This window comes from Paraburkholderia sabiae (assembly GCF_030412785.1).
GTDB lineage: Bacteria > Pseudomonadota > Gammaproteobacteria > Burkholderiales > Burkholderiaceae > Paraburkholderia > Paraburkholderia sabiae.
Map to the genome: position 1 here is coordinate 3,851,364 of NZ_CP125295.1, position 23,812 is coordinate 3,875,175.

Sequence of the window (23,812 nt, forward strand, 5' to 3'; positions counted from 1 at the left end):
TAAGTGCAGGACGTGTCCGCTGCATGACAGCGCGACACGTTCGCACAACTGAAATCGGGCCGCTTACACTTTCTAACGTTTATTTGCCTTCAACGGTCGTCATTCCCATGACATTTGATGGTTTGCCGGAAGTTCAAGACGTATACTTCCGGCAAGCTGGATCTTCGTCACAGCGGCGAGCTTTGCGCCGCCCTACCCGCGACCGAGCATGGCAAGCCCCACCAAAGCAACACTCGCATCCTCCTTTCAGACCGTCCGCCAGGTTGCGCAAGGACGGCGCGCAAGACGCATCGTTCTCATCCTGTTTGCCGTGCTGGTCGTATTCGGCCTGCTTGGTTTCTTCGCGGCGCCGCCGCTGATCCGTCACATCGCCGAGCAGCAGCTGAGCCAGCAACTTGACCGGCCCGCGAGCATCGGCCGGATCTCGCTCAATCCGTACACGCTCAATTTCGAAGCGGACCACGTGCATATCGGCGAGCGCGGCGGTAAAGGCGATTTCGTCGATATCGAACGGCTGGTGGTGCGCACGTCGTGGAGTTCGATTTTCCGGCTCGCGCCTGTCGTCGATGAAGTGCATATCGATTCGCCGCGTTTCACGATCGTCCGTTACGACGCGCAGCGTTTCAATTTCACCGACCTGATCGAAAAGTTCTCGAAGCAGCCGTCGAAGCCCGACAGCAAGCCCGCGCAGTTCTCGGTGTCGAACATTCGCCTCGAGAACGGCAAGGTCACGTTCGACGACCGTCTGCTCGGCGTCACGCATACCATCGATCAATGGCGGCTCGGCATTCCGTTCATCGCCACGCTGCCGTCCAAGACAGACATCTTCGTCGAACCGCTGCTGCGCGCGCGCATCGACGGCAGTCCGCTCGCCATCGACGGGCGCACGAAGCCGTTCTCGAAGTCGCGCGAATCGGAAGTGTCGCTGCGTTTCGACGGGCTCGACGTGCCCAGGCTGCTGTCGTACTCGCCGTCGAAGCTGCCCGTCACGGTGCAGGCAGGCAAGCTGTCGAGCGATCTGAAGGTGACCTTCGTGATGACCGACGACGCGCCGACGCTGCGCATCACGGGCACGACGGATCTCGCCGACGTCGACGTGCTCGACGAGCACAAGGCGCCGTTCTTCGCCGCGCGTTCGCTGCATGTGGCAGCGCAGACGCTGGAACCGCTGAAGAGCGTTTATCGTTTCGACGACATCCGCCTCGACTCGCCGACCGTGCATCTCGCGCGCGACAAGAGCGGCGTGCTGAGCGTGCAGCGCACGTTCGCGCCCGCGCCCGCCGCTCCGGCTGCGAGTCAGCCGCAGGCGGCGAGCGCGCCCGCTGCGGCGTCCGGCGCGGCGGCTTCGGATGCTGCGAAGGCCAAGGCAGAACAGGCCGCGCCGCCGCCGCTCGATCTGCAGATCAAGCATTTCGCGCTGTCGAACGGTGTGGTCGAAGTGCAGGACGAAGCGGCGTCGCGTCCGGTGTCGGCAGGGCTCAACAACCTGGCCGTCACGCTCGACGACTTCACGACGCTCGGCAAGACGCCCGCGCGCTACACGCTCAACACGAACGTCAAGAACCAGCCGCAAAGCGCGCTCGGCGTGACGGGCAACCTGACGCTCGCCGCGAAAACGGCCGACGCGAAGATCGATCTGAAGTCGGCGCAACTGCCCATCATGCAGCCGTATCTCGACACGGTGACGGCGGCGAAGGTGCTCGACGGTAAGCTCAGCATGCAGTCGAACCTGAGCGCGAACTGGTCGAAAGATCCCGTCGATCTGCAGATCGGCGAAAGCCAGCTCGATCTGCAATCGCTGAAGCTGGCGGCGGCGGGCGCGAAGCAGCCTGCCATCGCAATTGCGGACGGCAAGGCGAGCATCAAGCATGTGGATCTGGCGGCGCGCAAGGCGGAACTCGACAGTGTCGACGTGACGGGCCTGTCGGTCGATGCGCAGCGCCTGAAAGACGGCACGATCGATCTGGCCGCGCTCGCCGGTCCGCCGCACGAGGAAGCGCACGAGCGCACCGTGATCCACGCGGCGAAGAAGGCGACGCAGGAAGGTCCGGCGTGGCATTACAGCATCGGCGAACTGAATCTGAAGAACGGCGCGGCCACTTTCACCGACAACACGACCGCACGCCCCGTCAAGGTCGCCGTGACGCCGCTGAACCTCAAGGTCCAGAAGATCACTGACGACCTGAGCCGCGCGCTGCCCGTCGATCTGCAGGCAACCGTGAACGGCAAGGGCACGCTCGGCGTGAAGGGCGACGTGACGGCGACGCCGCTCAAGCTCGCCGTGAAGATCGACGCGAACCGGCTCGACGCGGCCGCGTTCGAGCCGTACTTCGGCAGCCAGCTGAACGCGACCGTCGCGAGCGCGCTGCTGAATGCGAGCGGCGACGTGACGCTCGCGCAAGCCGACAAGGCGAAGGGCTTGCGCGCGACGTACCACGGCGACGCGGCGCTCGTCGACGTGCGGATGATCGACAAGGCCACGCAAGACCCGTTTGCCGGCTGGCGCTCGCTGGCGCTGACGGGCATCAAGGCGAATTACGACGAGCGCGGCACCGACGTGGACGCCGCCAAGGTCACGTTCGCGAACTTCTATGGCCGTGTGCTGCTCGACGCGCAAGGCAAACTGAATCTGAAGGACGTGGTCGCGCACGAATCGGGCGCGCCGCAGTCGTTGACGCGCGACAAGAGCGGCAAGGGCAGGGAGCCGATTCCGCTGAGCCCGCCGGCCGCATCCGAGGCGCAAGCGGCAGCGCCCGCATCCGCGGCGTCTGGCACTTCCACTACGAACGCAGCGGTTGTGACGGCAGCGACGCCGCCGCAAAGTCCCGTGCGTCTGCACTTCGGTCAACTCGTGCTGCAAAACGGCCGCGTCACGTACACCGACAACTTCATCAAGCCGAACTACACGGCGAACCTGGTCGCGATTCAGGGCACGGTCGGCGCGTTCGGCACGGAGTCGAAACAGTCGGCGCCCGTCGATGTCTCAGCGAAACTCGCGGCGAACGGTCCGATCACGATCCGCGGTTCGGTCAATCCGCTAATCGCGAAGCCGGCGCTCGATCTGACGGCGACGGCGCACGGCATCGAACTGACCAACCTGACGCCGTACTCGGCGAAGTACGCGGGCTATCCGATCACGAAGGGCAAGCTGAACGTCGATCTGCACTATCAGCTTGCGAACGACCAGCTGACGGCGAACAACCACATCTTCATCGACCAGCTGACGTTCGGCGATCACGTCGACAACGACACCGCGACGAAGCTGCCCGTGAAGCTCGCGATTTCGCTGCTGAAGAATTCGCGCGGCGAGATCGATGTGGACATTCCCGTGTCGGGTTCGCTGTCGAATCCGGAGTTCAGCATCGGCGGGCTGATCTGGCATGCCGTGCTGAATCTGCTGCAAAAGGCGGTGACGGCGCCGTTCTCGCTGCTCGCGCACGCGTTCGGCGGCAACGGCGAGGAACTTGGCTACGTCGAGTTCGATCCCGGTTCGTATGCGTTGTCCGACGCGTCGCAGAAGAAGCTCGACACGATCGTCAAGGCGCTTTCCGACAAGCCGTCGATTCGCCTCGACATCATCGGGCGCGTCGATCCGGCCGTCGATACGCCGGCGCTGCGCACCGCGTATGTCGACCGGCTCGTGCGTCAGCAGAAGATCAAGGACACCGTCGGCAACGGCGAGAGCGTCGATCCGATGACGATCAAAGTCGACGACAAGGAATACGACAAGTATCTGACCAAGGTCTATAAGGATTCGGACTTCAAGAAGCCGAGCAATTTCATCGGCCTGACGAAGACGCTGCCCGACGACGAGATGAAGTCCGCGCTCGCCGAGCACGCGCCCGTCAACGACGCGAGCCTGCGCGATCTCGCGCAGCGCCGCGCGCAAGCGGTGCAGCAATACTTCGAAGGCAAGATCGACAGTGGGCGCGTGTTTATCGTTGCGCCGAAGCTCGATGCGTCGGGTATCAGCGACAAGGGCGCGACGACGCGGGTAGATTTCGGTTTGAAGTAACGCCCCCTTTGCCTGCGGAAGCGGCGCCCTACATGCGGCGCCGCGCTCACGCTTCTTCACATGTTTGCCGCGTTCAGGCGCGCGCATGTCAACAATCGTCAAGGATGACGGATCGGGCACGTGCGGGCGACGCATCGCCGCGACGTTCGTTTAGGATGCCAAGCTTTGCGCCGCCCGGCGCAACGATTCCGGCTAACCAGAGCACCTGGCTATGCGTTCCGAAGACGAGCTATCGCTTGAAGAAAAATCCCTTGCTGCTGCGGCTTGGCGCTTCCGTATCGTTTCTGCTGCTCGCGAGTGCGTTGCCTGCGTCGGCTGCTGCTGCCGCGAAACATAAGTCCGCCGATCCCCGGTCGCGTCAGCGAGCGAAGCATGCGCAGCACGGCGTCCGGGTCGAGCCGCATCCCGATTCACACGCCAACGCCAGACATCAGCCGAATCGCGCCGCGCACGTCGCGCATGCGGCGAGCGCGAAAGGGCACGCGTCGCGCTTCCGGCAACTGGGACTCGCGTCCTGGTATGGACGCGGTTTTCACGGACACCGCACCGCAAACGGCGAGCACTACGACATGTACGCGATGACGGCCGCGCATCGCACGTTGCCGCTCGGCTCATATGTGCGCGTGACGTCGCTGGCAAATTCGAAATCGGTGGTGGTGCGGATCAACGACCGTGGACCGTACGCGCGCGGTCGCGTGATCGACCTGTCGTATCTGGCGGCGTCGGCGCTCGGCATGCATCGCGCGGGCGTGACGAAGGTGGCGATCGAGCGCGTCGACAAGCCGCAGGTGGAGCGCATCGCGCATCGTCAGATGCAACTGACGACGCACGGCTAATCGCACGGCTGACGCTCGTTTTGCAGCGTCAGGCGGCGCGCGTCGGCATGGCCGTCGATTTCTTCAACGCAGTCCGTTCGATCACGCCGGCGAGCGTGTCGAATGCCGGGCCGATGCGCTCGTTCGGCACACACGCATAGCCGAGCAGCAAGCCGCGCCGTTCGGGCGTTTCGCTGTTGTAGTACGACGCGAGCGGACGCACGATCACGCCGGCATCGTAGGAAGCAGCGGTGACCTCGCGGTCATTCGCATCGTCGGGCAGGCCGAGCACCAGATGCAGACCCGCTTCGTCGCCCATGACAGGCAGCGTGTCGCCGAAACGCGATGTGATCGCGTCGATCAGAATCTGGCGGCGCTCGCCGTACAGCGCCCGCATGCGCCGCACGTGCGACGTCAGATAGCCGTCCATGATGAACTCGGTCAGCACGGCTTGCTGCATCAGCTGTCCTTCGCGATACAGCTCGGCGACGCCCGTGCGAAACGTATCGACCAGATGCTCCGGCGCGATCATGTAGCCGATCCGCAAACCGGGAAACAGCATCTTCCCCAGACTGCCCACGTAGATCACCTGGCCCGCGTCGTCGAGTCCTTGCAGCGACGCGAGCGGCCGGCTGCCGTAGCGGAATTCGCTGTCGTAGTCGTCTTCGATGATCCACACGCCGTGCTGGCGCGCGTATTCGAGCAGCGTGCGGCGGCGCGCGAGGCTCATCACCATGCCGAGCGGATATTGATGCGACGGCGTGACGAGCGCGATACGCGGCGGCGACTGCAAATCGGATTCGCGCGGATTCAGACCTTCTTCATCGACGGGCACGGGCGCGAGCGTCAGCCCCGACGATTGCAGCACGCTGCGCGCGCCCCAATAGCACGGCTCCTCGACCCACGCGCGATCGCCGACGTCCGTCAGAAGACGCACGGCGAGATCGATCGACTGATGAATGCCCGTCGTGATGATGATCTGGTCCGGCGTGCACTTCACCGAACGGGCTACGCGCAGATAGTCCGACAACGCGCGCCGCAACGGACGATAGCCGCCGCCCGGCGCGTAAGTCAGCAGATCGGGGTTCGCTTCCTTCCACAGCTTGGCTTGCAGGCGGCTCCAAGTGCGCGCCGGAAACTCGGCGACATCCGGCACGCCGGGCATGAACGCGCCCCACTGTTTGGCCGACACGCCCGCCTGCCGGATGAGCCGCGCGCCGCGCGTCGACAGGCCGCCTTGCGCGGGCGCAGCGGATTGCGCGACGCCGGCCGTGGCAATCGTACCGGCCACGCCGGACGCGCCGATGGAGCCACTCGCCGCCGGTGGCACCTTGCGCGCGTTGACGGCGGTCGTGTCCGGCCGCGTGTCGGCGACGTAGGTGCCGCTGCCCGTCGTCGAGATCACATAGCCTTCGGCCGTGAGCTGGTCGTACACGTGCAGCACCGTATTGCGCGCGATGCCGAGGTCCGACGCCAGCACGCGCGAGCTGGGCAGCTTCGCGCCGGGCAGCAGCTGGCCCGTCAGGATGGCCTGCTGCATCAGTTCGAGCACTTGCCGGTAGACGGGTTCGGCAGCCGTCCGGTCGAGCCGCGCGGCAAGCCAGTCCGACAGGATGACGGTGTCCAAGTGGTTCTATCCGGAATTATGAAATGGTTCCCTATTGTAGAACCGTAACGGGCTATAGTGGATCACGCAATCAATGCGATTCTTCAAAACGGGTGGAACCAAATGTGGGTAGAAACCCGTAGTTGCCTTGCATGCGACCCGTGAGCGCCGAGGCGCAAACTCAGGTGTAGAGGAGACCGACACATGAAAACCGAAGACGTAATCGTCAGCTTTCGGGGTGTGCGCAAGACCTATGACGGCGAGACGCTCGTCGTCAAGCAACTCGATCTCGACATCTATCAAGGCGAGTTCCTCACGCTGCTCGGGCCGTCCGGCTCCGGCAAGACGACCTGCCTGATGATGCTCGCGGGATTCGAGTTTCCGACGGGCGGCGAGATCTGGCTCGATGACCAGCTGCTCAACAACGTGCCGCCGCACAAGCGCAACATCGGCATGGTGTTCCAGAACTACGCGCTGTTTCCCCATCTCACCGTCGAGCAGAACGTCGCGTATCCGCTGACCGTACGCAAGCTTCCCGCCGATGAACGCGCGCACAAGGTCAATAACGCGCTCAAGATGGTGCGCATGGAAGGCTTCGCGAAGCGCTATCCCGCGCAGCTGTCGGGCGGCCAGCAGCAGCGTATCGCGCTGGCGCGCGCGCTCGTGTTCGAACCCAAGCTCGTTCTGATGGACGAGCCGCTCGGCGCACTCGACAAGCAGTTGCGCGAGCACATGCAATACGAACTCAAGTCGCTGCACGAAAAGCTCGGCGTGACTTTCGTGTACGTCACGCACGATCAGGGCGAGGCGCTGACCATGTCGGATCGAGTCGCCGTGTTCGACAAAGGCATCGTGCAGCAGCTCGATACCGTCGACAGCCTCTACGAATCGCCGTGCAACGAGTTCGTCGCGAACTTCATCGGCGACAGCAACCGGCTGCGCGGCACCGTCGCCAATGTCGACGGCGACTACTGCGAGTTTCACCTGATCGACGGCACGCGGCTGGTCGGGCGCAATATCGGTGGCGCACAGGCGGGCGCGGAAGGCATCGCGTGCATCCGTCCGGAGCGCATGAAGCTCGCGGCGGGCGCGTCGAAGCCGGGCGCGAACGCGCTGGCGGGCGAAGCGCGTGGTCTCATCTATTTCGGCGATCACGTGCGCATGCGCTGCGGTCTGCCGCAACAGGACGAGTGCTTCGTCAAGGTGCCGCTCGGCACGGAAGTGCTCAATGGCTTCGCGCCGGGCGTGCCCGTCGCGCTGGAGTTCGCGCCCGAGCATCTGCGCGTGTTCGCGTAAGAAGAAACACAACAACGTCAACGTCGTAAGCAGTCCATCACACCATAGAGGAACCATCATGAAGAAGATCGTGCAATCGCGCTGTGCCGTGGCTGTCGGCGCTTTCGTCCTCGCGCTCGGCGCCGTTGCTCAGGCGAACGCGGCGGAACTGACGGTCGTGAACTTCGGCGGCGCGAACGGCGACGCGCAGAAGGCGGCATTCAACCAGCCGTTCGAAGCGAGCAGCGGCTCGAAGGTGACGGCCGTCGAATACAACGGCGAGCAGGCCAAAGTGAAGGCGATGGTCGAAGCGAAGCACGTGAACTGGGACGTCGTCGAAGTCGAATCGGGCGACCTCGGCCGCGGCTGCGACGAGGGCCTGTACGAAAAGCTCGACTGGTCGAAGCTCGGCAAGAAGTCGGATCTGATTCCCGAAGCGCCGCAAACGTGCGGCGTCGGCATCTTCGTGTGGTCGACGGCGATGGCATATAACGCCGACAAGCTGAAAACGGCGCCGGCAAGCTGGGCCGACTTCTGGGACACGAAGAAATTCCCGGGCAAGCGCGGCATGCGCAAGGGCGCGCGCTACAACCTGGAATTCGCGCTGATGGCCGACGGCGTCGCGCCGAAGGACGTCTACAAGGTACTCGGCACGAAGGAAGGCCAGGACCGCGCGTTCAAGAAGCTCGACGAACTGAAGCCGAATATCCAGTGGTGGGAAGCGGGCGCGCAGCCGCCGCAATTCCTGGTTGCGGGCGACGTGGTGATGTCGACGGCGTATAACGGCCGTATCGATGCCGCGCAGAAGGAAGGCAAGAACCTGAAAGTGGTGTGGAACGGCAGCATCTACGACCTCGACTACTGGGCAATGCCGAAGGGCACGCCGAACAAGGCGCTGGCCGAGAAGTACATCGCGTACACGATTTCGTCGAAGCCGCAGCAGGACTACGCGAAGCACATTGCGTACGGTCCGGTGAACGAGTCGGCGATCAAGTCGCTCGATGCGAAGACGCTCGCCAATCTGCCGAACTCGCCCGCGAACGGCAAGAACGCCGTGCTGCAGAACCTGACGTTCTGGACCGATCACGGCGACGAACTGGAGCAGCGTTTCGCGTCGTGGGCGTCGAAGTAAGCGTTTTGCGTTGAACGATGCGGCTTTCTCTCGTTGCAGAAGGAAGCCGCATCGTCGCTGTCAGAGCAACGGCATGCTTGGCTTGCATTAAAGGCAGGAGAACAGTGTGACGACGATCACGATCGCCGCCGACCCGGCCCCCGAGTCGACCAGTAAACTCAAGCGCGAACTGAAGGCAGCGGAAGCAAAGAAGCGCGCGGTGGCGCTGCTGCTGATCGCGCCGCTCGCGATTTTTCTGCTGATGATTTTCGTCGTGCCGATCGGCGCGCTGCTGACGCGCGCGGTGCAGAACCCTGAAATCGCGACCGCTTTGCCGCATACGGTGACGGCGTTGCGCGACTGGGATCGCAAGTCGGCGCCGACGGATGCCGCGTACGCCGCGCTCGCGACCGATCTCACCGCGGTCGCGGACGGTGAAGCGATGGGCGCGCTCGCACGGCGTCTGAATACGGAAATTCCGGGTTATCGCTCGCTGGTCGCGAAGACGGCGCGCGCGATGCCGCTCAACGACGACGCGGGCCATGCGCTGCCGCCCGCGCAGGTGAAGGCGAAGATTCTCGAAGTCGACGAACGTTGGGGCGACGCAAAGTACTGGCAGGCGATTGCGAAGAACGGCAGCGCGTATTCGCCGTTCTATCTGCTTGCTTCGCTCGATCACAAGCAGGACGCGTTCGGCCACATCATTCCGACCGATCCCGAGCAGCAGATCTATCTCGCTGTGTTCAGCCGCACGTTCGTGATCGGTTTTGCGGTGACGGTGTTCGCGCTGTTGCTGGGTTATCCGCTGGCGTACTGGATTTCGACGCTGAACGAACGGCGCGCGAATCTCGTGATGATCCTCGTGCTGATTCCGTTCTGGACTTCGATTCTCGTGCGTGTCGCTGCATGGATCGTGATCTTGCAGAGCGAAGGGCTCGTGAACAAGGCGCTGATCGGCGCGGGGTTGATTCACGATCCGTTTGCGCTGCTGTTCAATCGCGTCGGCGTTTATATCTCGATGACGCACATCCTTTTGCCGTTCATGATTTTGCCGCTGTATAGCGTGATGAAGTCGATTCCGCCGAGTTATCAGCGTGCGGCGATTTCGCTCGGCTCGCATCCGTTCGCCGCGTTCTGGCGCGTGTATGTGCCGCAGACGTATCCGGGCATCGGCGCGGGCGCGCTGCTGGTGTTCATTCTGGCGATTGGTTACTACATCACGCCCGCGCTGCTCGGCGGCCCGAACGATCAGATGGTCAGCTACTACGTCGCGTACTTCACCAACGTGACGATCAACTGGGGCATGGCGTGTGCGCTCGGCGGCCTGCTGCTCGCCGCGACGCTCGTGCTGTATGTGATCTACGGACGCTTCACGCGTTCGAACGTGAGCCTGGGTTGAGGAGCGCGCGATGAAAATGGCCAAACCGATGTTCGCGCCGCACACGTCGACGATCGAACGCATCTGGTACTTCACGCTGCGCGGGCTCGCGGTGCTGACGTTGCTGTATCTGATCCTGCCTGTGCTCGCGATCGTGCCGCTGTCGTTCTCGTCGAGTACGTTTTTGGTTTATCCGATTCCGGGCTGGTCGATGCGCTGGTATCAGAACCTGATCGCCTCCGACGAATGGCGGATGGCGGCAAAGAACAGCTTTATCGTCGCGCCGTCGGCGACGGTGCTGGCTACCGTGCTCGGCACGCTCGCGGCGATCGGTCTCACGAAGGCGAATTTCAAGGGCAAGGCGCTTCTGATGGCGATCCTGATTTCGCCGATGATCGTGCCCGTCGTTGTGGTCGGCGTCGGTATGTATCTGTTCTTTGCGCCGCTGGGGCTCGCGAATACGTATATCGGGCTGATCATGGCGCATGCGTCGCTGGGCGTGCCGTTCGTCGTGACGACGGTTGCGGCGACTTTGCAGGGGTTCAACTACAACCTGGTTCGCGCGAGTTTGTCGCTCGGCGCGAGCCCCGTTAAAACGTTCTTCAGCATTACGTTGCCGGTGATTGCGCCGGGCGTGATTTCGGGCGCGCTGTTCGCGTTTGCGACTTCGTTCGATGAAGTGGTCGTCACTTTATTCCTCGCGGGCGCCGATCAGACGACGTTGCCTCGGCAGATGTTCACAGGCATTCGTGAAAATATCAGTCCGACGATTGCTGCTCTGGCGACGATCTTGATTGTGTTCTCGACTTGTCTGTTGCTTGCGCTGGAATGGCTGCGGGGGAGGAATGCGGCGCGGGCGGTGGCGGCGTAGGCAGATTCGCTTGCTTTGGTGCGCCGCTTGCGCACATTTGTCATAAGTTGTCAGAGCTTCGTTGGTTGACCTGAGAGTTCCTGTATAGCTCGCTACAGGAAATTTTCTGGAAGCACGAAGCATGCTGTGTGAAGCTCTGACACTTCGCCCGTTGACCAAAACCGACGTTGCCGCTTTTTCGGAGTTGCGTCGCAAGGCTATCGACGATTCTCCGTCCAGCGTCTGGCCGACATTAGAAGAAGAAACTGCGCGGCCGCTCGACGCGATTGCCGCGCAAATCGCCGAGACGCCGGAACAGATCGTATTTGGCGTATTCGATCTGCACATGCTGGTGGGCATCGCCGGTCTCAAGCGGGAACCCTTTACGCAACTGCGGCACAAGGGCGTGCTGTGGGGCGTGTTCGTGCATCCGCTGTACCGGAACGTGGGCGTCGCGCGCGAATTGCTCGGGGCCGCGTTGATGCACGCGAGGCGCATGCACCTTCAGCAGGTACATCTTCGCGTCAATACCGAAAACCATCGTGCGCGGCGGCTCTATGTGACGAGCGGCTTTTCGGGCTATGGCGTCGAGCGACGCGCGATGTGCGTGAACGGCCGGTACTTCGATGAAGAGCACATGGTGCTGTATCTGGATCACGAGGAAGGCGCTTCGTTTGCCGCCTGGCTTGCGCACCCGCCTGCGTATGACAAACGTTGACATTCGTCGTCGAGCAGTGCGTTAAAACTACCGTTCCCATAACTCACGTTGGAAATCTGAAAACCATGGAACACGGAATCATTGCATGGCTGATCATCGGCTGCATCGCGGGCTGGCTCGCGAGCGTGCTGGTTGCAGGCAGCGGCTTCGGCGTCATCATCGACATCGTGGTCGGCATTGCGGGCGCGTTCATCGGCGGCTGGCTGTCGGGCGCGCTGCATATCTCGCTTGGCAGCGGCTTTATCGGCTCGATCATTACGGCGGTGATCGGCGCGGTAATCCTGCTGTTCGTGATCCGGCTCTTCCGGCGCGGATAACAGCGGCGCTCAAAACGAACCCGGCTCCGGCCGGGTTTTTTCATGCATTGAAGGTCAACGCCCCGCAGTCCGATCCGCCGACCCAGCCGGCGTCATCCCACCCAGCGCCTGAAACAGCGCCGCTGTATCCGCTAGCCGATCGGCCTGTGCGCGCGTCCTGTCGAGCGCCGTCTGCAACGCCTGGCGTTGCGTATCGATCAAACCGAACTGACTGACGCCGCCCGCCGCATATTGCGCCTGTGCGATCTTCACACTCGCTTGCGCTTCGCTGTCCGCTTCGTCGCGCGCCTCCAATGCGTGCGCGTCGTTGTTCAATGCATGCAGCGTATCAGCGACCTGCTGAAGCGCCTGCAGCACCGTCTGCCGATACGATGCGAAAGCGGCATCATAGGCCGCCTCGGCAGCGCGCTTCTTCGCGTGCAATTCGCCGCCATGAAAGATCGGCTGCGTCAGATTCAGGCCGATATTCCAGACATTCAATCCATTCACGACATCCTCGATCCTCGTGCGCTCCGAACCGATTCCCGCCGACACAATGAACTGCGGATAAAGATTCGCCGTCGCGACGCCGACATTCGCGCTCGCCTGATGGAGCAGCGCTTCCGACGCGCGAATGTCGGGCCGTTCGCGAGCGAGCGTCGACGGCAGCGTCACGGGCACCGTGTCGGGCAGATGCAGCGTATCGAGCGTGACGTCGTCGAAATCCGCTTGCGACGGCGCGACGCCCAGCAGAATCGCGAGCTGATGATCGGCTTGCGCGAGTTGCGTCGCGAGCGGCGGAATCTGTGCGCGCGTCTGCGCGACCAACGTGCGCTGCGTGCGCACATCGAGTTGCGCGACGCCGCCCGCTGCGTAACGTCCTTCGACGATCGCCAGTTGCCGCGCCTGCGCATCGGCGAGTTGCTGCGTCAGCGTGAGTTGCTGTTGCAGCGACGCACGCCGGATCGCCGTCGATACGACATTGCCCGCCAACGTCAACCGCGCGGCGTCGAGTTCATAAGTCTGATAGTCGGTTTGCGCGAGCAGCGCTTCGAGCGCGCGCCGGTTGCCGCCGAACACGTCGAGCGCATACGACACGCTCACCGATGCATTGAACAACGTGAACGGCCCCGTGTTCGGCACGTTCGGAATGCCGAACGCCGCAGGATCGACCTTTTGTCGCGTGCCGGACAGCTTGGCATCGATAGCGGGAAACTCGGTCGCGCCCGCTTGCGCGATGTAGTTCTCGCGCGCCTCGACGAGTTTCGCGCGTGCTTCATCGAGCGTCGGGCTGTGTTGCAGCGCTGTATCGACGAGACGGGTCAGCGCGTCCGACTGAAACTGCGTCCACCACATCGGCAGCGCATGGTCCGCGGCGACGAGCGTTTGCGCGGCGCCCGCGGCCTGCGTCGAAGTGGGCAGAGTTTCGCGCGTGTACGACGAGGCATCGGGCGCGGCGGGCGCTTGAAAGTCGGGGCCGACGGCGCAGCCGCACAGCGCGAGTGCAAACAACGGCGCATAGCGTTTCATCGTCGAAGCTCCTAATCCAGCGTGCGCCGATAGAAGCGCACGGCAATGGCCATCACGACAACCGTGAAGATCGCGACGGGCCAAACCGACGGCCACAAGTCCGCCCAGCCATTGCCTTTCAGCAGAATGCCGCGCACGAGCCGGTTGAAATACGTAAGCGGAAGCAGATTGCCGATCCATTGCGCCCACACAGGCATGCCCGCGAACGGGAACATGAAGCCCGACAGCAGCAGGCTCGGCAGAAAGTAGAAAATGGTCAGCTGCATCGCCTGCAACTGGTTCTGCGCAATCGACGACAACGTAATGCCGACCGTCAGATTCGCCGCGATGAACAGCAGCGCCGCGACATACAGTGCGACCAGACTGCCGACGAACGGCACATTGAACACGAATCGCGCCGCCGCCAGAATGATCGACGATTGCACGAGCCCGATCGCGATATACGGCACCAGCTTGCCCGCGATCACTTCGAGCGGCAGTACGGGCGTCGCGAGCAGGTTTTCCATCGTGCCGCGCTCGCGTTCGCGCGTCATCGCGAGGCCCGTCATCATGACCATCGTCAGCGTGAGGATCGTGCCCATCAGGCCCGGCACGACGTTGTACTGCGTGATCCCCTCTGGGTTGTACAGTCTGTGAATCTCGACGTCGAACGGGGCGGGCTTGCCGGTCAGACGCTCGAGCGGCCCCTTCATGTCCTTGTCTGCGACGGATTGCACGAGTCCGGGCAGCGCGGCGAGGGGCGCCTGCGTCGCGGTGGGATCGGTGGCGTCGGCTTCGACCAGCAGCGAAGGGTGCTCGCCGCGCAAGAGACGCCGCGAAAAATCGACGGGAATCGACACCACGAAGGTCACGTCGCCGCGCGCCAGCGCTTGCCGGCCGGCCTCGTCGTTGGGCAGCGTATCGACGACACGGAAGTAGTCGGAGTTCTTCATCGCCGCGACGAAGCTGCGCGAAAACTGACTCTCATCGCCGATGATGACGGCCGTGTGCAGATGCTTCGGATCGGTGTTGATCGCGAAACCGAACAGGGCGAGCTGCATGATCGGCAAGCCGACGATCATGCCGAACGTGATACGGTCGCGCCGCAACTGGATGAACTCCTTGAGCACGATGCCCCACCAGCGCGTCACGGAAAAGAAGCGGCTCACGATGGTTTTCCGTAGTTGTCGGCCGAGCGGCTCATCATGTAGATGAAGACGTCTTCGAGACCGGTTTCGATCTGTTCGATCCGCACGGGCAGGCCGGAGGTGATCTGCCGGATGGCTTTTTCGAGCGCCGCGTGGTCGTGGCCGCTCGCGTGCAGCGCGGAGCCGAACACGACGGTCTGATCGACGCCAGGCGTTTTTCGCAGCCGTTCCGACAGTTCGGTCAGGCGCCCGCCGTGAATCGCCCATGTCGCAAGCGCCTGCGAATCGATCACTTCCTGCGCAGTGCCTTGCGCGAGCAGCTTCCCATACGCGATATACGCGAGCTTGTGACAGCGCTCCGCTTCGTCCATGTAGTGTGTGCTGACCAGCACCGATATTCCCTGCGCGGCAAGCCGATGCAGCTCTTCCCAGAAGTCGCGGCGCGCGGTGGGATCGACGCCCGCTGTCGGTTCGTCGAGCAGCAGCAGTTTCGGTTCGTGCAGCATGCAGGCGGCGAGCGCGAGCCGCTGCTTCCAGCCGCCCGACAGCGCGCCTGTCATCTGATCCGCGCGCGTCTGCAAGCCGAGGTTTTCGAGCGCGCGGTCGACCTTCTCCTTGCGATCGCGCATCTGATAGATGCGTGCGACGAAGTCGAGGTTCTCGCGGATCGTCATGTCTTCCCAGTACGAGAAGCGCTGCGTCATGTAGCCGACATTGCGCTTGATCTGCGCGCTGTCGCGCACGATGTCGTAGCCGAGGCAGGTACCGCTGCCGGAATCGGGCGTGAGCAGGCCGCACATCAGACGGATCGACGTCGTCTTGCCGCTGCCGTTCGGGCCGAGAAAGCCGAAGATTTCGCCATGCGCGACCTGCAGCGTCACGTCGTTGACGACGTGCTTGTCGCCGAAATGCTTGTTCAGGTTGTGCACGTCGATCGCGAGCGAGCCTTGCTGCGTGTCGTTTTGTGCGCTCATTGCAGCGTCACCGAAACGGGCTGGCCGGGATGCAGGCGCGGCGCATCGTCGACGGAAGGATGCGCTTCGACCATGAACACGAGCTTCGCGCGGCTCTCGTTGCTGTAGATGACGGGCGGCGTGTATTCGGCCGAACTCGATACGTAAGTGATCTTCGCGTTCACATCCGACGCGCAGCCGTCGCAGTGAATCGTCAGTGCGCGACCGGGTGCGAGCGAGCCGACCACGGTTTCCGGGACGAAGAAGCGCACCTTCACGTTTTGCGGCGGCAGCATCTGCACGACGGGGCTGCCCGCTTGCACCCATTCGCCGACGCGGTACAGCGTGTCGTAGATGCGGCCTTTGGCGGGCGCGCTCACGCGCTTCTGGTCGAGCTTCCATTGCGCCTGCGCGACGGCGGCCTGCGCCGCTTCAACCTGCGCGGACTGTGCTAGCAACTGCTGCGAGCGGCCCGGCAATCGCGCGACCTGAACTTCGTGCGTGAGTTCGCGCACTTGTGCATTGGCGGCATCGGCGGCGGCGCGCGTATCGTCGAGCTGTCCCTTCGGAATGCCACCGACGCGATACTGCGCCTCGTCGCGCGTCAATTGCAGCGTGGCCTTGCGCGCATTCGCAATGGCCTGCGCGAGTTGCGCCTTCGTCACGTCGACTTCGGGCGGACGCTTGCCCGTCTGGATATCCGCGAGCTGCGCGCGGGCCGCGGCGAGCTGTTGCTGGGCCTGCTGCAAGGCCGCCGTTTCGTCGACGGATTCGAGCGCGAACACGGGCGCGTCCGCCGTGACCTGATCGCCGCGCGCAACCTGAAGTTGCGTGAGCTTGCCCGATTGCGACGAGCCGAGATACACGAATTCGCCTTCGACATAACCTTGCCAGGTGTTGCCGGCATGTTGCAAGCACGCGCCGAGCACAGCGCAGACGGCGAGCGCAGTGACGAGCCGCGCGCCGCGCGCGAAGAAAGGGAAGGGCTTCATGTGCTGGGCCTCGTCGTAGGACGGCGCGTGGCTTTGCGTGCCATCTTGCGCGCGGGGCTCGCCGCCGGCGCACGCATGCCGCCGAGCAGCAATGCCGTCGCGTGTTGCTGTAGTGTCTCGCGTTCGATGGCCGGGAAGCCGCGCACGCTTTGCCACACCTTCGCAGCCGCTTGCGGCAGCATCACGAGCGCGATGATCGAGTTGAACATCAGCAGCGGATCGAGTTCGGGATTGACCGCGCCCGCCTGCTGCGCCTTCTTGATGCGCGCGCCGAAGCGTTTGATGTTATCGAACGGAATGCGCGTGATCATCCGGTCGCGCAGCATGCCGCCTTCGTTGATGACTTCGCGCAGCCACAGCGGCGGCAGCCACGGCATGCGGCCTGTCACGTCGAACAGACGCGCGACGAATTCGCCGACCATCACGAACGGATCGTCGTTCGAGTCATCCGCGGCGGCGCTCCACACGAAACCGACGGAGGGTGCGAGCCGTTCCTCGACGATCGCATCGAGCAGCGTCTCGCGATTCGTGAAGTAGTAGTGCACCAGCGCCGACGTGACCTCCGCGGCGGCGGCGATTTGCGCGACCGTGGTGGCCGCGATGCCGCGCTCGGAGAAAAGACGCGTGGCGGCGTCGAGCAGGTGTTCGCGCACATCGAAATTCTCGACGACGGGGCGGCGGCCGCGAGGTTTGGCCGGTTGACGTTTCGGATCCATGGAACGAAATGCTAATTGACGAGTTAGTTAAATTCAAGCGGGTTTACCTGAGGTGCGGCAAGCCGCCTCGCGCCGGATGGATGCCGGCCATTCGCGTGTCTCACGGGAGCAAGTCTTCGCCTGGCCGATTTACTGATTGATGTCGCGAGCATTATCCGAAGCCGAATAACAAATCAATCATGAAAAACGACCTGAAAAAAGATTGGCAATGCAGAATATTCCGCAGAATAAATGGCGCGGTAATGACTTAGAATAATCGATGCAAAGGATCTGTAATCGACAGGCAATTCGTGTGCGCATCGGCAGCTGCAACGCGAATCAGGAAGAAAATCTGGAGAACGGCAGTTGGCTTCTATACTCATCGTGGACGATCATCCGGCTTTCCGCCTGGTTATCAAGACTCATCTGCTGCAATTGCTCGGCACTCAGGAAGTGTTTGAAGCAGACAATGGCCAATCCGCGATGGAAATGGCACGTCAATTCGTGCCTGACCTGACCATTCTCGATCTGGATATTCCGCGCATAAATGGTCTCGATGTGCTCGCGCGTCTGAAAGCCATATTTCCCGGCATGCGCGTGCTGATCCTGTCGAGTCACGATGCAGCCACCTTCATTTCTCGCGCAATGCGCGCGGGCGCTCAAGGGTTCGTCAGCAAGTCGCAGGACGTAAAGGAAATCATGCGCAGCGTCGAGGCGGTGATGTCGGGTTATAGCGTGTTTCCCGTCGCGCCCGCGAGCGCTGGCCCGAGCGCGCAAAGCGGCGCCGAACAGAGCAGGCTGGAGCTGCTCTCCGACAAGGAACTCGTCATTCTGCAAATGCTTGCCAAAGGCATGTCGAACAAAACCATCGGCGATGCGCTCTTCATCAGCAACAAGACGGTCAGCAGTCACAAGACGCGTTTGATGAGCAAGGTCGGCGTCGAAACGCTCGTCGAACTCGTCGACTTTGCGCGACGCTGTGGCATCGCCACGGCCCAGCAATGACGGCCGTCTGCGTGCGGACCGCCTTCGGCCTCGCCGTGCAAGCGAATGGGTTGCAGGAAAGAATCGACGCGCTCGCGCTCGGCGATCGCGCCGTTGCACTGGACGTGACCAGCGCGCTGATTGATACGAACCGCGCAACGCTGCGCTACATGACGGACGCCCGGGACACTACCGACTGGGACGGCCTGGCGCGCGCGGCGCACCGTCTCGCGGGTTCGTTGAGCATGCTGCAATGCAGGCCCGAAATCGCGCTGGCAATACGTCTGGAGCGGGCGGCGCTCGAGCACGACGCGCCGGCTATTGCCGAATTGCTGCCCGTCGTCGCGAAGGCGGTTGCTTGCCTGAACGAGGAACTCAGTGCGCTGCTTGTCTGAGCAGGGCATGTTGTATCTATCGTTGGTGCGGCGGCAATTAATACTTGTTAGCGCCAAAACAGGCATTTTCTCCTGCACTGACGAATCCACGCTCTATACTGATCCATAGCGCGGCTGTGCAGCCTTCCCCGGGGCTGCATCGACCAGCCGCGCAAACCGCACACGGTTCTCAGATCGTCTCCACCGTGTCTCGCGGTGTTTGGGCCCGCGTTCTGCGGGCCTTTTATCTTCAAGTGCCGGATTGCCGCTGAGATCCACGGCTGTCGAGGTCGTTCATCTGCGCGCTGATACGCGTGACGAGTCCATCGAGCAGCGCATGATCGATGGGCCCTCGCGCGGCGCTCGCGCGCTGCAGCGCGTTCATGAGGCCATGATTGCCGACGATGCCCACGGCGCCCGCAAGCTTGTGCAACGCGCGCCGCATGCCGGGCTCGTCGTGTGACGCACGGCGCCGGGCGAGATCGGCAAGGTCGTCGCTCATCGACTGCTGCCAGTCGCGCAGCAAGGCGTCGATGTCCACGCCTTGCTCGGCGAGCGAATCGAGCGCGGTGAAATCGTATTTCTCGAGGCGCGTCGACGGGGGAAGCAGGCGCTTGAGGGCGTCGTCGAGTGCGTTCAGTCCCGATGTCTTGACGAGGATGACGCCGAATAGCGCGCGGTCGCGCTCGCTCATCTTCGTATCGTGATTCGCCGACAGCAGGATGACCGGCACGGCATGGCTGGAACCGTCAGCCGCTCCGCGCACCTGACGCGCGAGGTCGACGCCGTTCATGCCAGGCATCTGCAGGTCGGTGATCAGCAGATCGATGCTTTCGCGGCCCAGCACGTCAAGCGCTTCTTCGCCCGAACTCGCGCTGACACAGCGATAACCGAGCACGTCGAGTTGCCGCGCGAGCACCTTGCGATTCACATCGTTGTCGTCGACGACAAGGACGTTTTGCCGCTGCGAAGCGGGACGAAATTGCGCCGGCTGCAACGGCACGGGACGTTCGGCGGAGATGTCAGCCACGTCGCCGCGTGCGTCGCATAGTTGTCGGAGCGCCGTCCACGACAGCGGGTTGAGCGACAACTCGATGCTTCCGTCGCGTTCGCGGATACCGCCCGGCAGCGCATCGCGCGTCACGACGATCAGGTGCTTCTCGCCATGCGCAGACGGCATCTGGCCTCGTTCGACAAAGCGATAGTCGATGTGCACGGGAGGCTTTGCGTCGGACGGCAACGTGGTGATGCCGAGCTTTCTCAACGCCTCGCAGATCGCCTGGCGATCCGTGTAGTTGTCGACGTCGACGCAGGCCCAGCGGCGCTCGTTGCCGTGCACGGACCATTCGTGCCGCTCGATCGTGAACGGCGCATGCAGCGCGATGCAAACGCCCACGCGCTTGCCTTCGAGGATTGTAATGTCGCCGCCCATTTTTCTCGCGATCACGCGAGCGAGTGTGAGGTCGGGATGCTCGCAGATCGTACCGGCTGCCGTTGCCGTGCCGTTGATGCCGATCACGATGCGTTGCGCGCCCGCGTTCAGCGATTCGGCGCGTGCAGAGAGCGTAACGACGCCTTGGCCAGACGCTTCCGTCGCATGCACGAGCAGGTTGAACAAGGTTTGCCCGAGCCTTGCGCGATCGGCAAGTACGAGCGCTGCAACCGAGCGGTCGATGCATATCTGCAGCCGCGCCTGCTGACGCGCGGCAATGGGCGCAACGAGCAGTGCGACGCCGTCGATCAGTTCGCGCAGATCGACGGAATCTTCATCGAAAACGATAGCTCGGTCCGCAGGCGGGATGTGATCGAGCGCTTCGTGCGCAATGTGCGCGAACGTTTCGGCCGCGCTGCGCAGTGGATGGAGCGACGACGTTTCGGGATCGAGCGCATCGCCCAAAGCCCGCGCGCACGACACGATCCTGCGCTGCGCGCTGTGCAACACGCCGAGAGCTTCATCGAGCGTCGCGATCGCCTTTTGCTGCGCTTGCGCGAACCCGGCTTCGCGCGTCGCGTGGTTCTGCTGTTCGGTGCGCAGCAGTGTTTCGAGTTGCTCGACGCGAAATTCGAGCGCACGCTGCGCGTCGCGCGAAAGAGCGGCTGCCCGCAGACCGTGCGCGAGCAAAAGCAGCGCCGCCGCCGTCGAACCCGCGAGCGGCGCATCGTATGCCGCGAACGAGCCGAATAGCGCGAGTGCGCCGATGGGCGCGCGCAAGCCGAACGTGCGAGCGAGTAACGATGCAGTACCGGACGAGCGCAAATTCATGCAGCCGCCGCGTCAGTCGATCAGCTTGTGCAGCGTGGCGAACTCGATCAACGCAGCGAGCGACGACAGCCCCAGCTTTTCGCACAGCCGCGTCTTGTAAGTGCTGACTGTCTTGTCGCTGAGAAAGAGCCGGCTCGCGATTTCCTTGTTGCTGACGCCGCGCGCGAGATATTGCAGCACTTCCATTTCGCGCGGCGACAACACATCGAGACCGCCTGCCTTGCCCGTATGCGGCGCGCTAGCCGGAAAGCAGTCGAAACCCAGCAGCACGGTCCGCGCGGCCGTGAGCATTTCGGTCAGTTCGCGGCCCTTGCTGACATAACCGTTCGCGCCGGCCTGCTGGGTGTGGAGCGACATCACGTGATCGGGCTTCGCGGATAACACCAGGATGCGGATGCCGTCGTCTTGTGCGCGAATGCGTCGAATCATCGATAGCCCGTCCAGGTTCGGCAAATCGAGGTCGAGCACGACGAGATCCGGATTCAGCGATAGGACCATTCTCAGTCCTTCTTCTCCGTCGCCAGATTCGCCTACGATCCGCAACTCCGAATCTGAACTCAGAATGCTTGCGATTGCGCCGCGAATCATCGGGTGATCGTCGACGATGACAATTCTTTTCATTCTTGGCCCGTTCTTTATCATCGTGAACCGAAAACATGCTGTTTTTCAAGGGTTCACTGGGAGAAAACTAAGGTACGATTCTAGCAAGGCGGCGAACTACGGATTGCTGATTAAGTATTGAGACCGCTCAGTTTATGTAGTAAGAAAAATCCTACATTCTTACAGTGAATCCAATCCACATTCATCAAAACTCCAAACCATTTCGAACGATGGTCGTCGACGATCATCCGGTCATGCGGCGCGCGCTGTGTTACGTGCTCGACGAATCCACCGATTTCGAACTGGTCGCCGAAGCCGGAACCGTCGCCGACGCATTGGCGGCGGCAGCGGAGCACGAGCCTGCGCTTGCCATCGTCGATCTGCGTTTGCCCGATGGCGACGGACTCGATCTGATCGCCCAGTTGCGCGAAGCGCAGCCCGGCTTGCGAACCGTGGTTTTTTCATCGGTCGACGAGCGGCTCAATGCGATGCATGTCCGCAAGGCCGGCGCGCATGGTTTCGTGAGCAAGCTTCGCGATCCGGAAGAACTGCTCGCCAGCCTGAGACTGGTGATGATCGGCTACACCTGTTTCGCTGCCGAACTCGTCGAACCGTCGGGCATCGCGCTTTCGCGGCGGGAAACGTCTGTGTTGCATCGGCTGATTCGCGGACAGAGCAATGTCGATATCGCTGAATCGCTTAATCTGAGTCCCAAAACCGTCAGCACGTACAAGACGCGTCTTATGCAAAAGCTCGATTTGCAAAATGTCGTCGATCTCGTCGAGTACGCGAAGACGAACGGACTGACGAGCTAGCCGATATGGAATGGCCGCGATGACGGACGGCTGGGCGCATCTCCTGGCCGAAGGTCCGCACAATCTGCACGCGATGCTGGTTCAGACCATACGCGATGATCTGAAGGCAGCCTTCGATGCACTCGCTGTTGGTGACGCGGCGCGCGTCGCGTTTTTGGCGCATCGTTTGAAGGGTTCGGCGCGGCTATCGGACGACAAAGCCGCGACTGCGCTATGCGCTGCACTAGAAGCGGCGGGGCAGGCGGGCGAGATCGAACGTGCGCGCCTGTTTCTGATGACGCTCGAGCGCGCATTCAGCACTGCGCGCGGCCCGCAATGAACGTGAGCCGCGCGACTCGAAAAAAGCTCAGCGAGCGGACTCGCCGCGCTTGATGCTCAGTTCGACGCGCCGGTCGGGCGCAAGACAGCGGATCAATGACTCCCGTTCGCGCTCGTCGCATTGCGCGAGCGGATTCGTCGCGCCCATGCCGCGCGCGCTGATCGGCGCGTCGACGCCGCCCGCGGCGAGATAGCGCTTCACGGTCTCGGCGCGTATCGTGGAAAGCCGCGCGTTATGCGTGCTGCTGCCCAGCCTGTCCGTGTAGCCATCGACGCGGATAGCCGTCACGTCACCGGCCTGTTTGACCTCGCGTATCAGCTGATCGAGTCTGGCTCTGCCTTCAGGCAACAGGCCCGCGATATCGCCGCGATCGAAAGCAAAGGTCGCGTCGCTTTGCAGCGTCACTTTCGGCGCGGGTTCCGCTGTCTGCGGCACGACAGGCGGCGTACATGCGGCGAGCGCGGCGTCGATTTGCGGCAAGCGTTTCGTCACGTCGTCGACGCGCTGCGTGCTGCCCTTGAAATCGCGCGTCCACGCTTCGTGGCCCGCGTGAATCATTTCGACTTCGGAGCAGGCCGTCAGGCGCTGCGCTTGCGAACACGACGCGAACGCCGGCGCTGCCTTCGCCGTCAGAATCTGCTTCCATATATCCGGCCGCACGACAGCCGCCGTGCGCAAGTCGGGATTCTCGGCATAAAGCCCGCCGCCCGTTTCCAGCGCCGTCGTGAGACGGCTCGCTTCGCGCAGCGCTTCTTCGACGAATCCCCAGTGGTTCCAGTGCGAGCGCTCTTCGCGCGCGGCGTCGAGCCAGCATTGCGCCTTGAAGCCGAAATAGTTGTCCTTGTGCGGACCGAGTGCGTCCAGACGCTTCTGGATCGAATCGGGCGCGTGCGTATTGTCGGCGGTTCGATACTGATCGAGCCATGCCGGCGTGGCCGCGCCCGCCGCGTTGTCCTGCGTCGTGTCGACGCCGCGCAGCAGAACCGTCGGGTTCTGCACCTGCAACGCGTCGCGCGACGCAGTCGACGTGCAGCCGGCGACGAGCGCCGACAACGCGATGCACGTCCGCGTCATCAATGAATGCTTCATGTGTGAT

21 protein-coding genes are annotated in these 23,812 nt (G+C 62.9%); 12 read left to right on the plus strand and 9 right to left on the minus strand.

The genetic code is table 11. The annotated features are described in order from the left end of the window. Positions 1-208: 208 nt before the first annotated feature. Together QEN71_RS17345 and QEN71_RS17350 are read left to right on the plus strand one after the other, a co-directional pair. A complete protein-coding gene (locus tag QEN71_RS17345; RefSeq protein WP_201648224.1) occupies positions 209-4,015 on the plus strand; it encodes a DUF748 domain-containing protein in 3,807 nt (1,268 codons plus the stop codon). 236 nt (positions 4,016-4,251) lie between these two features. After that, on the plus strand, positions 4,252-4,851 hold the full coding sequence (locus tag QEN71_RS17350; RefSeq protein ID WP_201648222.1) for a septal ring lytic transglycosylase RlpA family protein: 600 nt from the start codon (positions 4,252-4,254) through the stop codon (positions 4,849-4,851). 28 nt (positions 4,852-4,879) lie between these two features. Here the strand turns inward: QEN71_RS17350 and pdxR are convergent, their stop codons facing one another. Then, positions 4,880-6,457 (minus strand): MocR-like pyridoxine biosynthesis transcription factor PdxR, encoded by a 1,578-nt coding sequence (gene pdxR, locus QEN71_RS17355; protein WP_201648220.1) that lies wholly within the window; start codon positions 6,455-6,457, stop codon positions 4,880-4,882. A gap of 183 nt (positions 6,458-6,640) precedes the next feature. Between pdxR and QEN71_RS17360 the strand changes: the two genes are divergently transcribed. From QEN71_RS17360 to QEN71_RS17385, 6 genes are all read left to right on the plus strand, one after another. Further along, positions 6,641-7,732 carry an ABC transporter ATP-binding protein gene (locus QEN71_RS17360; protein WP_201648218.1) on the plus strand — a complete coding sequence of 364 codons (1,092 nt, stop codon included), beginning with the start codon at positions 6,641-6,643 and terminating at the stop codon, positions 7,730-7,732. A 58-nt stretch (positions 7,733-7,790) separates the two neighbouring features. Continuing rightward, the gene (locus tag QEN71_RS17365; protein WP_201648216.1) at positions 7,791-8,843 is read left to right on the plus strand and encodes an ABC transporter substrate-binding protein; all 1,053 of its coding nucleotides are present in this window, start codon (positions 7,791-7,793) and stop codon (positions 8,841-8,843) included. Positions 8,844-8,949: 106 nt separating this feature from the next. Next, the gene (locus QEN71_RS17370; protein ID WP_201648214.1) at positions 8,950-10,221 is read left to right on the plus strand and encodes an ABC transporter permease; all 1,272 of its coding nucleotides are present in this window, start codon (positions 8,950-8,952) and stop codon (positions 10,219-10,221) included. 10 nt (positions 10,222-10,231) lie between these two features. Beyond that, positions 10,232-11,071, plus strand: coding sequence for an ABC transporter permease (locus QEN71_RS17375; protein WP_201648212.1), 840 nt, complete (start codon positions 10,232-10,234; stop codon positions 11,069-11,071). A 121-nt stretch (positions 11,072-11,192) separates the two neighbouring features. After that, on the plus strand, positions 11,193-11,768 hold the full coding sequence (locus QEN71_RS17380; protein ID WP_201648210.1) for a GNAT family N-acetyltransferase: 576 nt from the start codon (positions 11,193-11,195) through the stop codon (positions 11,766-11,768). Between the two features lie 65 nt (positions 11,769-11,833). Then, the gene (locus QEN71_RS17385) at positions 11,834-12,085 is read left to right on the plus strand and encodes a GlsB/YeaQ/YmgE family stress response membrane protein (RefSeq protein WP_201648208.1); all 252 of its coding nucleotides are present in this window, start codon (positions 11,834-11,836) and stop codon (positions 12,083-12,085) included. 54 nt (positions 12,086-12,139) lie between these two features. Here QEN71_RS17385 and QEN71_RS17390 read toward each other — a convergent pair whose 3' ends face one another. The 5 genes from QEN71_RS17390 to QEN71_RS17410 are packed head-to-tail and all read right to left on the minus strand — an operon-like array spanning position 12,140 to position 17,382. Further along, positions 12,140-13,594 carry an efflux transporter outer membrane subunit gene (locus QEN71_RS17390; RefSeq protein ID WP_201648206.1) on the minus strand — a complete coding sequence of 485 codons (1,455 nt, stop codon included), beginning with the start codon at positions 13,592-13,594 and terminating at the stop codon, positions 12,140-12,142. Positions 13,595-13,605: 11 nt separating this feature from the next. Beyond that, positions 13,606-14,742, minus strand: coding sequence for an ABC transporter permease (locus QEN71_RS17395; protein ID WP_201648204.1), 1,137 nt, complete (start codon positions 14,740-14,742; stop codon positions 13,606-13,608). After that, positions 14,739-15,695: an ABC transporter ATP-binding protein gene (locus QEN71_RS17400; RefSeq protein ID WP_201648202.1), complete on the minus strand. Its 957-nt coding sequence runs from the start codon at positions 15,693-15,695 to the stop codon at positions 14,739-14,741. The genes QEN71_RS17395 and QEN71_RS17400 overlap by 4 nt, the downstream gene beginning before the upstream one ends. After that, on the minus strand, positions 15,692-16,666 hold the full coding sequence (locus QEN71_RS17405; protein ID WP_201648200.1) for an HlyD family secretion protein: 975 nt from the start codon (positions 16,664-16,666) through the stop codon (positions 15,692-15,694). Before QEN71_RS17405 ends, QEN71_RS17400 begins: the two co-directional genes overlap by 4 nt. Then, complete coding sequence (locus QEN71_RS17410; protein ID WP_201648198.1) at positions 16,663-17,382, minus strand: TetR/AcrR family transcriptional regulator; 720 nt, start codon at positions 17,380-17,382, stop codon at positions 16,663-16,665. Before QEN71_RS17410 ends, QEN71_RS17405 begins: the two co-directional genes overlap by 4 nt. Positions 17,383-17,727: 345 nt before the next feature. On the opposite strand from QEN71_RS17410, the gene QEN71_RS17415 reads away from it, so the two are divergent. Together QEN71_RS17415 and QEN71_RS17420 are read left to right on the plus strand one after the other, a co-directional pair. Continuing rightward, positions 17,728-18,366: a response regulator transcription factor gene (locus tag QEN71_RS17415; protein WP_201648196.1), complete on the plus strand. Its 639-nt coding sequence runs from the start codon at positions 17,728-17,730 to the stop codon at positions 18,364-18,366. Further along, positions 18,363-18,740: an Hpt domain-containing protein gene (locus QEN71_RS17420; protein WP_201648194.1), complete on the plus strand. Its 378-nt coding sequence runs from the start codon at positions 18,363-18,365 to the stop codon at positions 18,738-18,740. The genes QEN71_RS17415 and QEN71_RS17420 overlap by 4 nt, the downstream gene beginning before the upstream one ends. 229 nt (positions 18,741-18,969) lie before the next feature. Here the strand turns inward: QEN71_RS17420 and QEN71_RS17425 are convergent, their stop codons facing one another. Together QEN71_RS17425 and QEN71_RS17430 are read right to left on the minus strand one after the other, a co-directional pair. Further along, entirely contained in the window at positions 18,970-20,982 is a 2,013-nt protein-coding gene (locus QEN71_RS17425; protein ID WP_201648192.1) for a response regulator, read from the minus strand. A gap of 12 nt (positions 20,983-20,994) precedes the next feature. Then, positions 20,995-21,624 (minus strand): response regulator transcription factor, encoded by a 630-nt coding sequence (locus QEN71_RS17430; RefSeq protein ID WP_322791175.1) that lies wholly within the window; start codon positions 21,622-21,624, stop codon positions 20,995-20,997. A gap of 188 nt (positions 21,625-21,812) precedes the next feature. Here QEN71_RS17430 and QEN71_RS17435 point away from each other — a divergent pair, with 188 nt between their 5' ends. After that, on the plus strand, positions 21,813-22,397 hold the full coding sequence (locus QEN71_RS17435; RefSeq protein ID WP_201648188.1) for a response regulator transcription factor: 585 nt from the start codon (positions 21,813-21,815) through the stop codon (positions 22,395-22,397). Between the two features lie 19 nt (positions 22,398-22,416). Next, complete coding sequence (locus QEN71_RS17440) at positions 22,417-22,716, plus strand: Hpt domain-containing protein (RefSeq protein WP_201648186.1); 300 nt, start codon at positions 22,417-22,419, stop codon at positions 22,714-22,716. Between the two features lie 27 nt (positions 22,717-22,743). Here QEN71_RS17440 and QEN71_RS17445 read toward each other — a convergent pair whose 3' ends face one another. Beyond that, the gene (locus QEN71_RS17445) at positions 22,744-23,805 is read right to left on the minus strand and encodes an OmpA family protein (protein ID WP_201648185.1); all 1,062 of its coding nucleotides are present in this window, start codon (positions 23,803-23,805) and stop codon (positions 22,744-22,746) included. Positions 23,806-23,812 lie beyond the last annotated feature (7 nt).

What these genes read in the sequence shown, in the direction of transcription:
- QEN71_RS17345 (WP_201648224.1), top strand. Translation starts at nt 209, where the DNA reads ATGGCAAGCCCCACCAAAGCAACACTCGCATCCTCCTTTCAGACCGTC.
- QEN71_RS17360 (WP_201648218.1), top strand. Translation starts at nt 6,641, where the DNA reads ATGAAAACCGAAGACGTAATCGTCAGCTTTCGGGGTGTGCGCAAGACC.
- QEN71_RS17365 (WP_201648216.1), top strand. Translation starts at nt 7,791, where the DNA reads ATGAAGAAGATCGTGCAATCGCGCTGTGCCGTGGCTGTCGGCGCTTTC.
- QEN71_RS17375 (WP_201648212.1), top strand. Translation starts at nt 10,232, where the DNA reads ATGAAAATGGCCAAACCGATGTTCGCGCCGCACACGTCGACGATCGAA.
- QEN71_RS17380 (WP_201648210.1), top strand. Translation starts at nt 11,193, where the DNA reads ATGCTGTGTGAAGCTCTGACACTTCGCCCGTTGACCAAAACCGACGTT.
- QEN71_RS17385 (WP_201648208.1), top strand. Translation starts at nt 11,834, where the DNA reads ATGGAACACGGAATCATTGCATGGCTGATCATCGGCTGCATCGCGGGC.
- QEN71_RS17390 (WP_201648206.1), bottom strand. Translation starts at nt 13,594, where the DNA reads ATGAAACGCTATGCGCCGTTGTTTGCACTCGCGCTGTGCGGCTGCGCC.
- QEN71_RS17400 (WP_201648202.1), bottom strand. Translation starts at nt 15,695, where the DNA reads ATGAGCGCACAAAACGACACGCAGCAAGGCTCGCTCGCGATCGACGTG.
- QEN71_RS17405 (WP_201648200.1), bottom strand. Translation starts at nt 16,666, where the DNA reads ATGAAGCCCTTCCCTTTCTTCGCGCGCGGCGCGCGGCTCGTCACTGCG.
- QEN71_RS17410 (WP_201648198.1), bottom strand. Translation starts at nt 17,382, where the DNA reads ATGGATCCGAAACGTCAACCGGCCAAACCTCGCGGCCGCCGCCCCGTC.
- QEN71_RS17420 (WP_201648194.1), top strand. Translation starts at nt 18,363, where the DNA reads ATGACGGCCGTCTGCGTGCGGACCGCCTTCGGCCTCGCCGTGCAAGCG.
- QEN71_RS17425 (WP_201648192.1), bottom strand. Translation starts at nt 20,982, where the DNA reads ATGAATTTGCGCTCGTCCGGTACTGCATCGTTACTCGCTCGCACGTTC.
- QEN71_RS17430 (WP_322791175.1), bottom strand. Translation starts at nt 21,624, where the DNA reads ATGATAAAGAACGGGCCAAGAATGAAAAGAATTGTCATCGTCGACGAT.
- QEN71_RS17435 (WP_201648188.1), top strand. Translation starts at nt 21,813, where the DNA reads ATGGTCGTCGACGATCATCCGGTCATGCGGCGCGCGCTGTGTTACGTG.
- QEN71_RS17440 (WP_201648186.1), top strand. Translation starts at nt 22,417, where the DNA reads ATGACGGACGGCTGGGCGCATCTCCTGGCCGAAGGTCCGCACAATCTG.
- QEN71_RS17445 (WP_201648185.1), bottom strand. Translation starts at nt 23,805, where the DNA reads ATGAAGCATTCATTGATGACGCGGACGTGCATCGCGTTGTCGGCGCTC.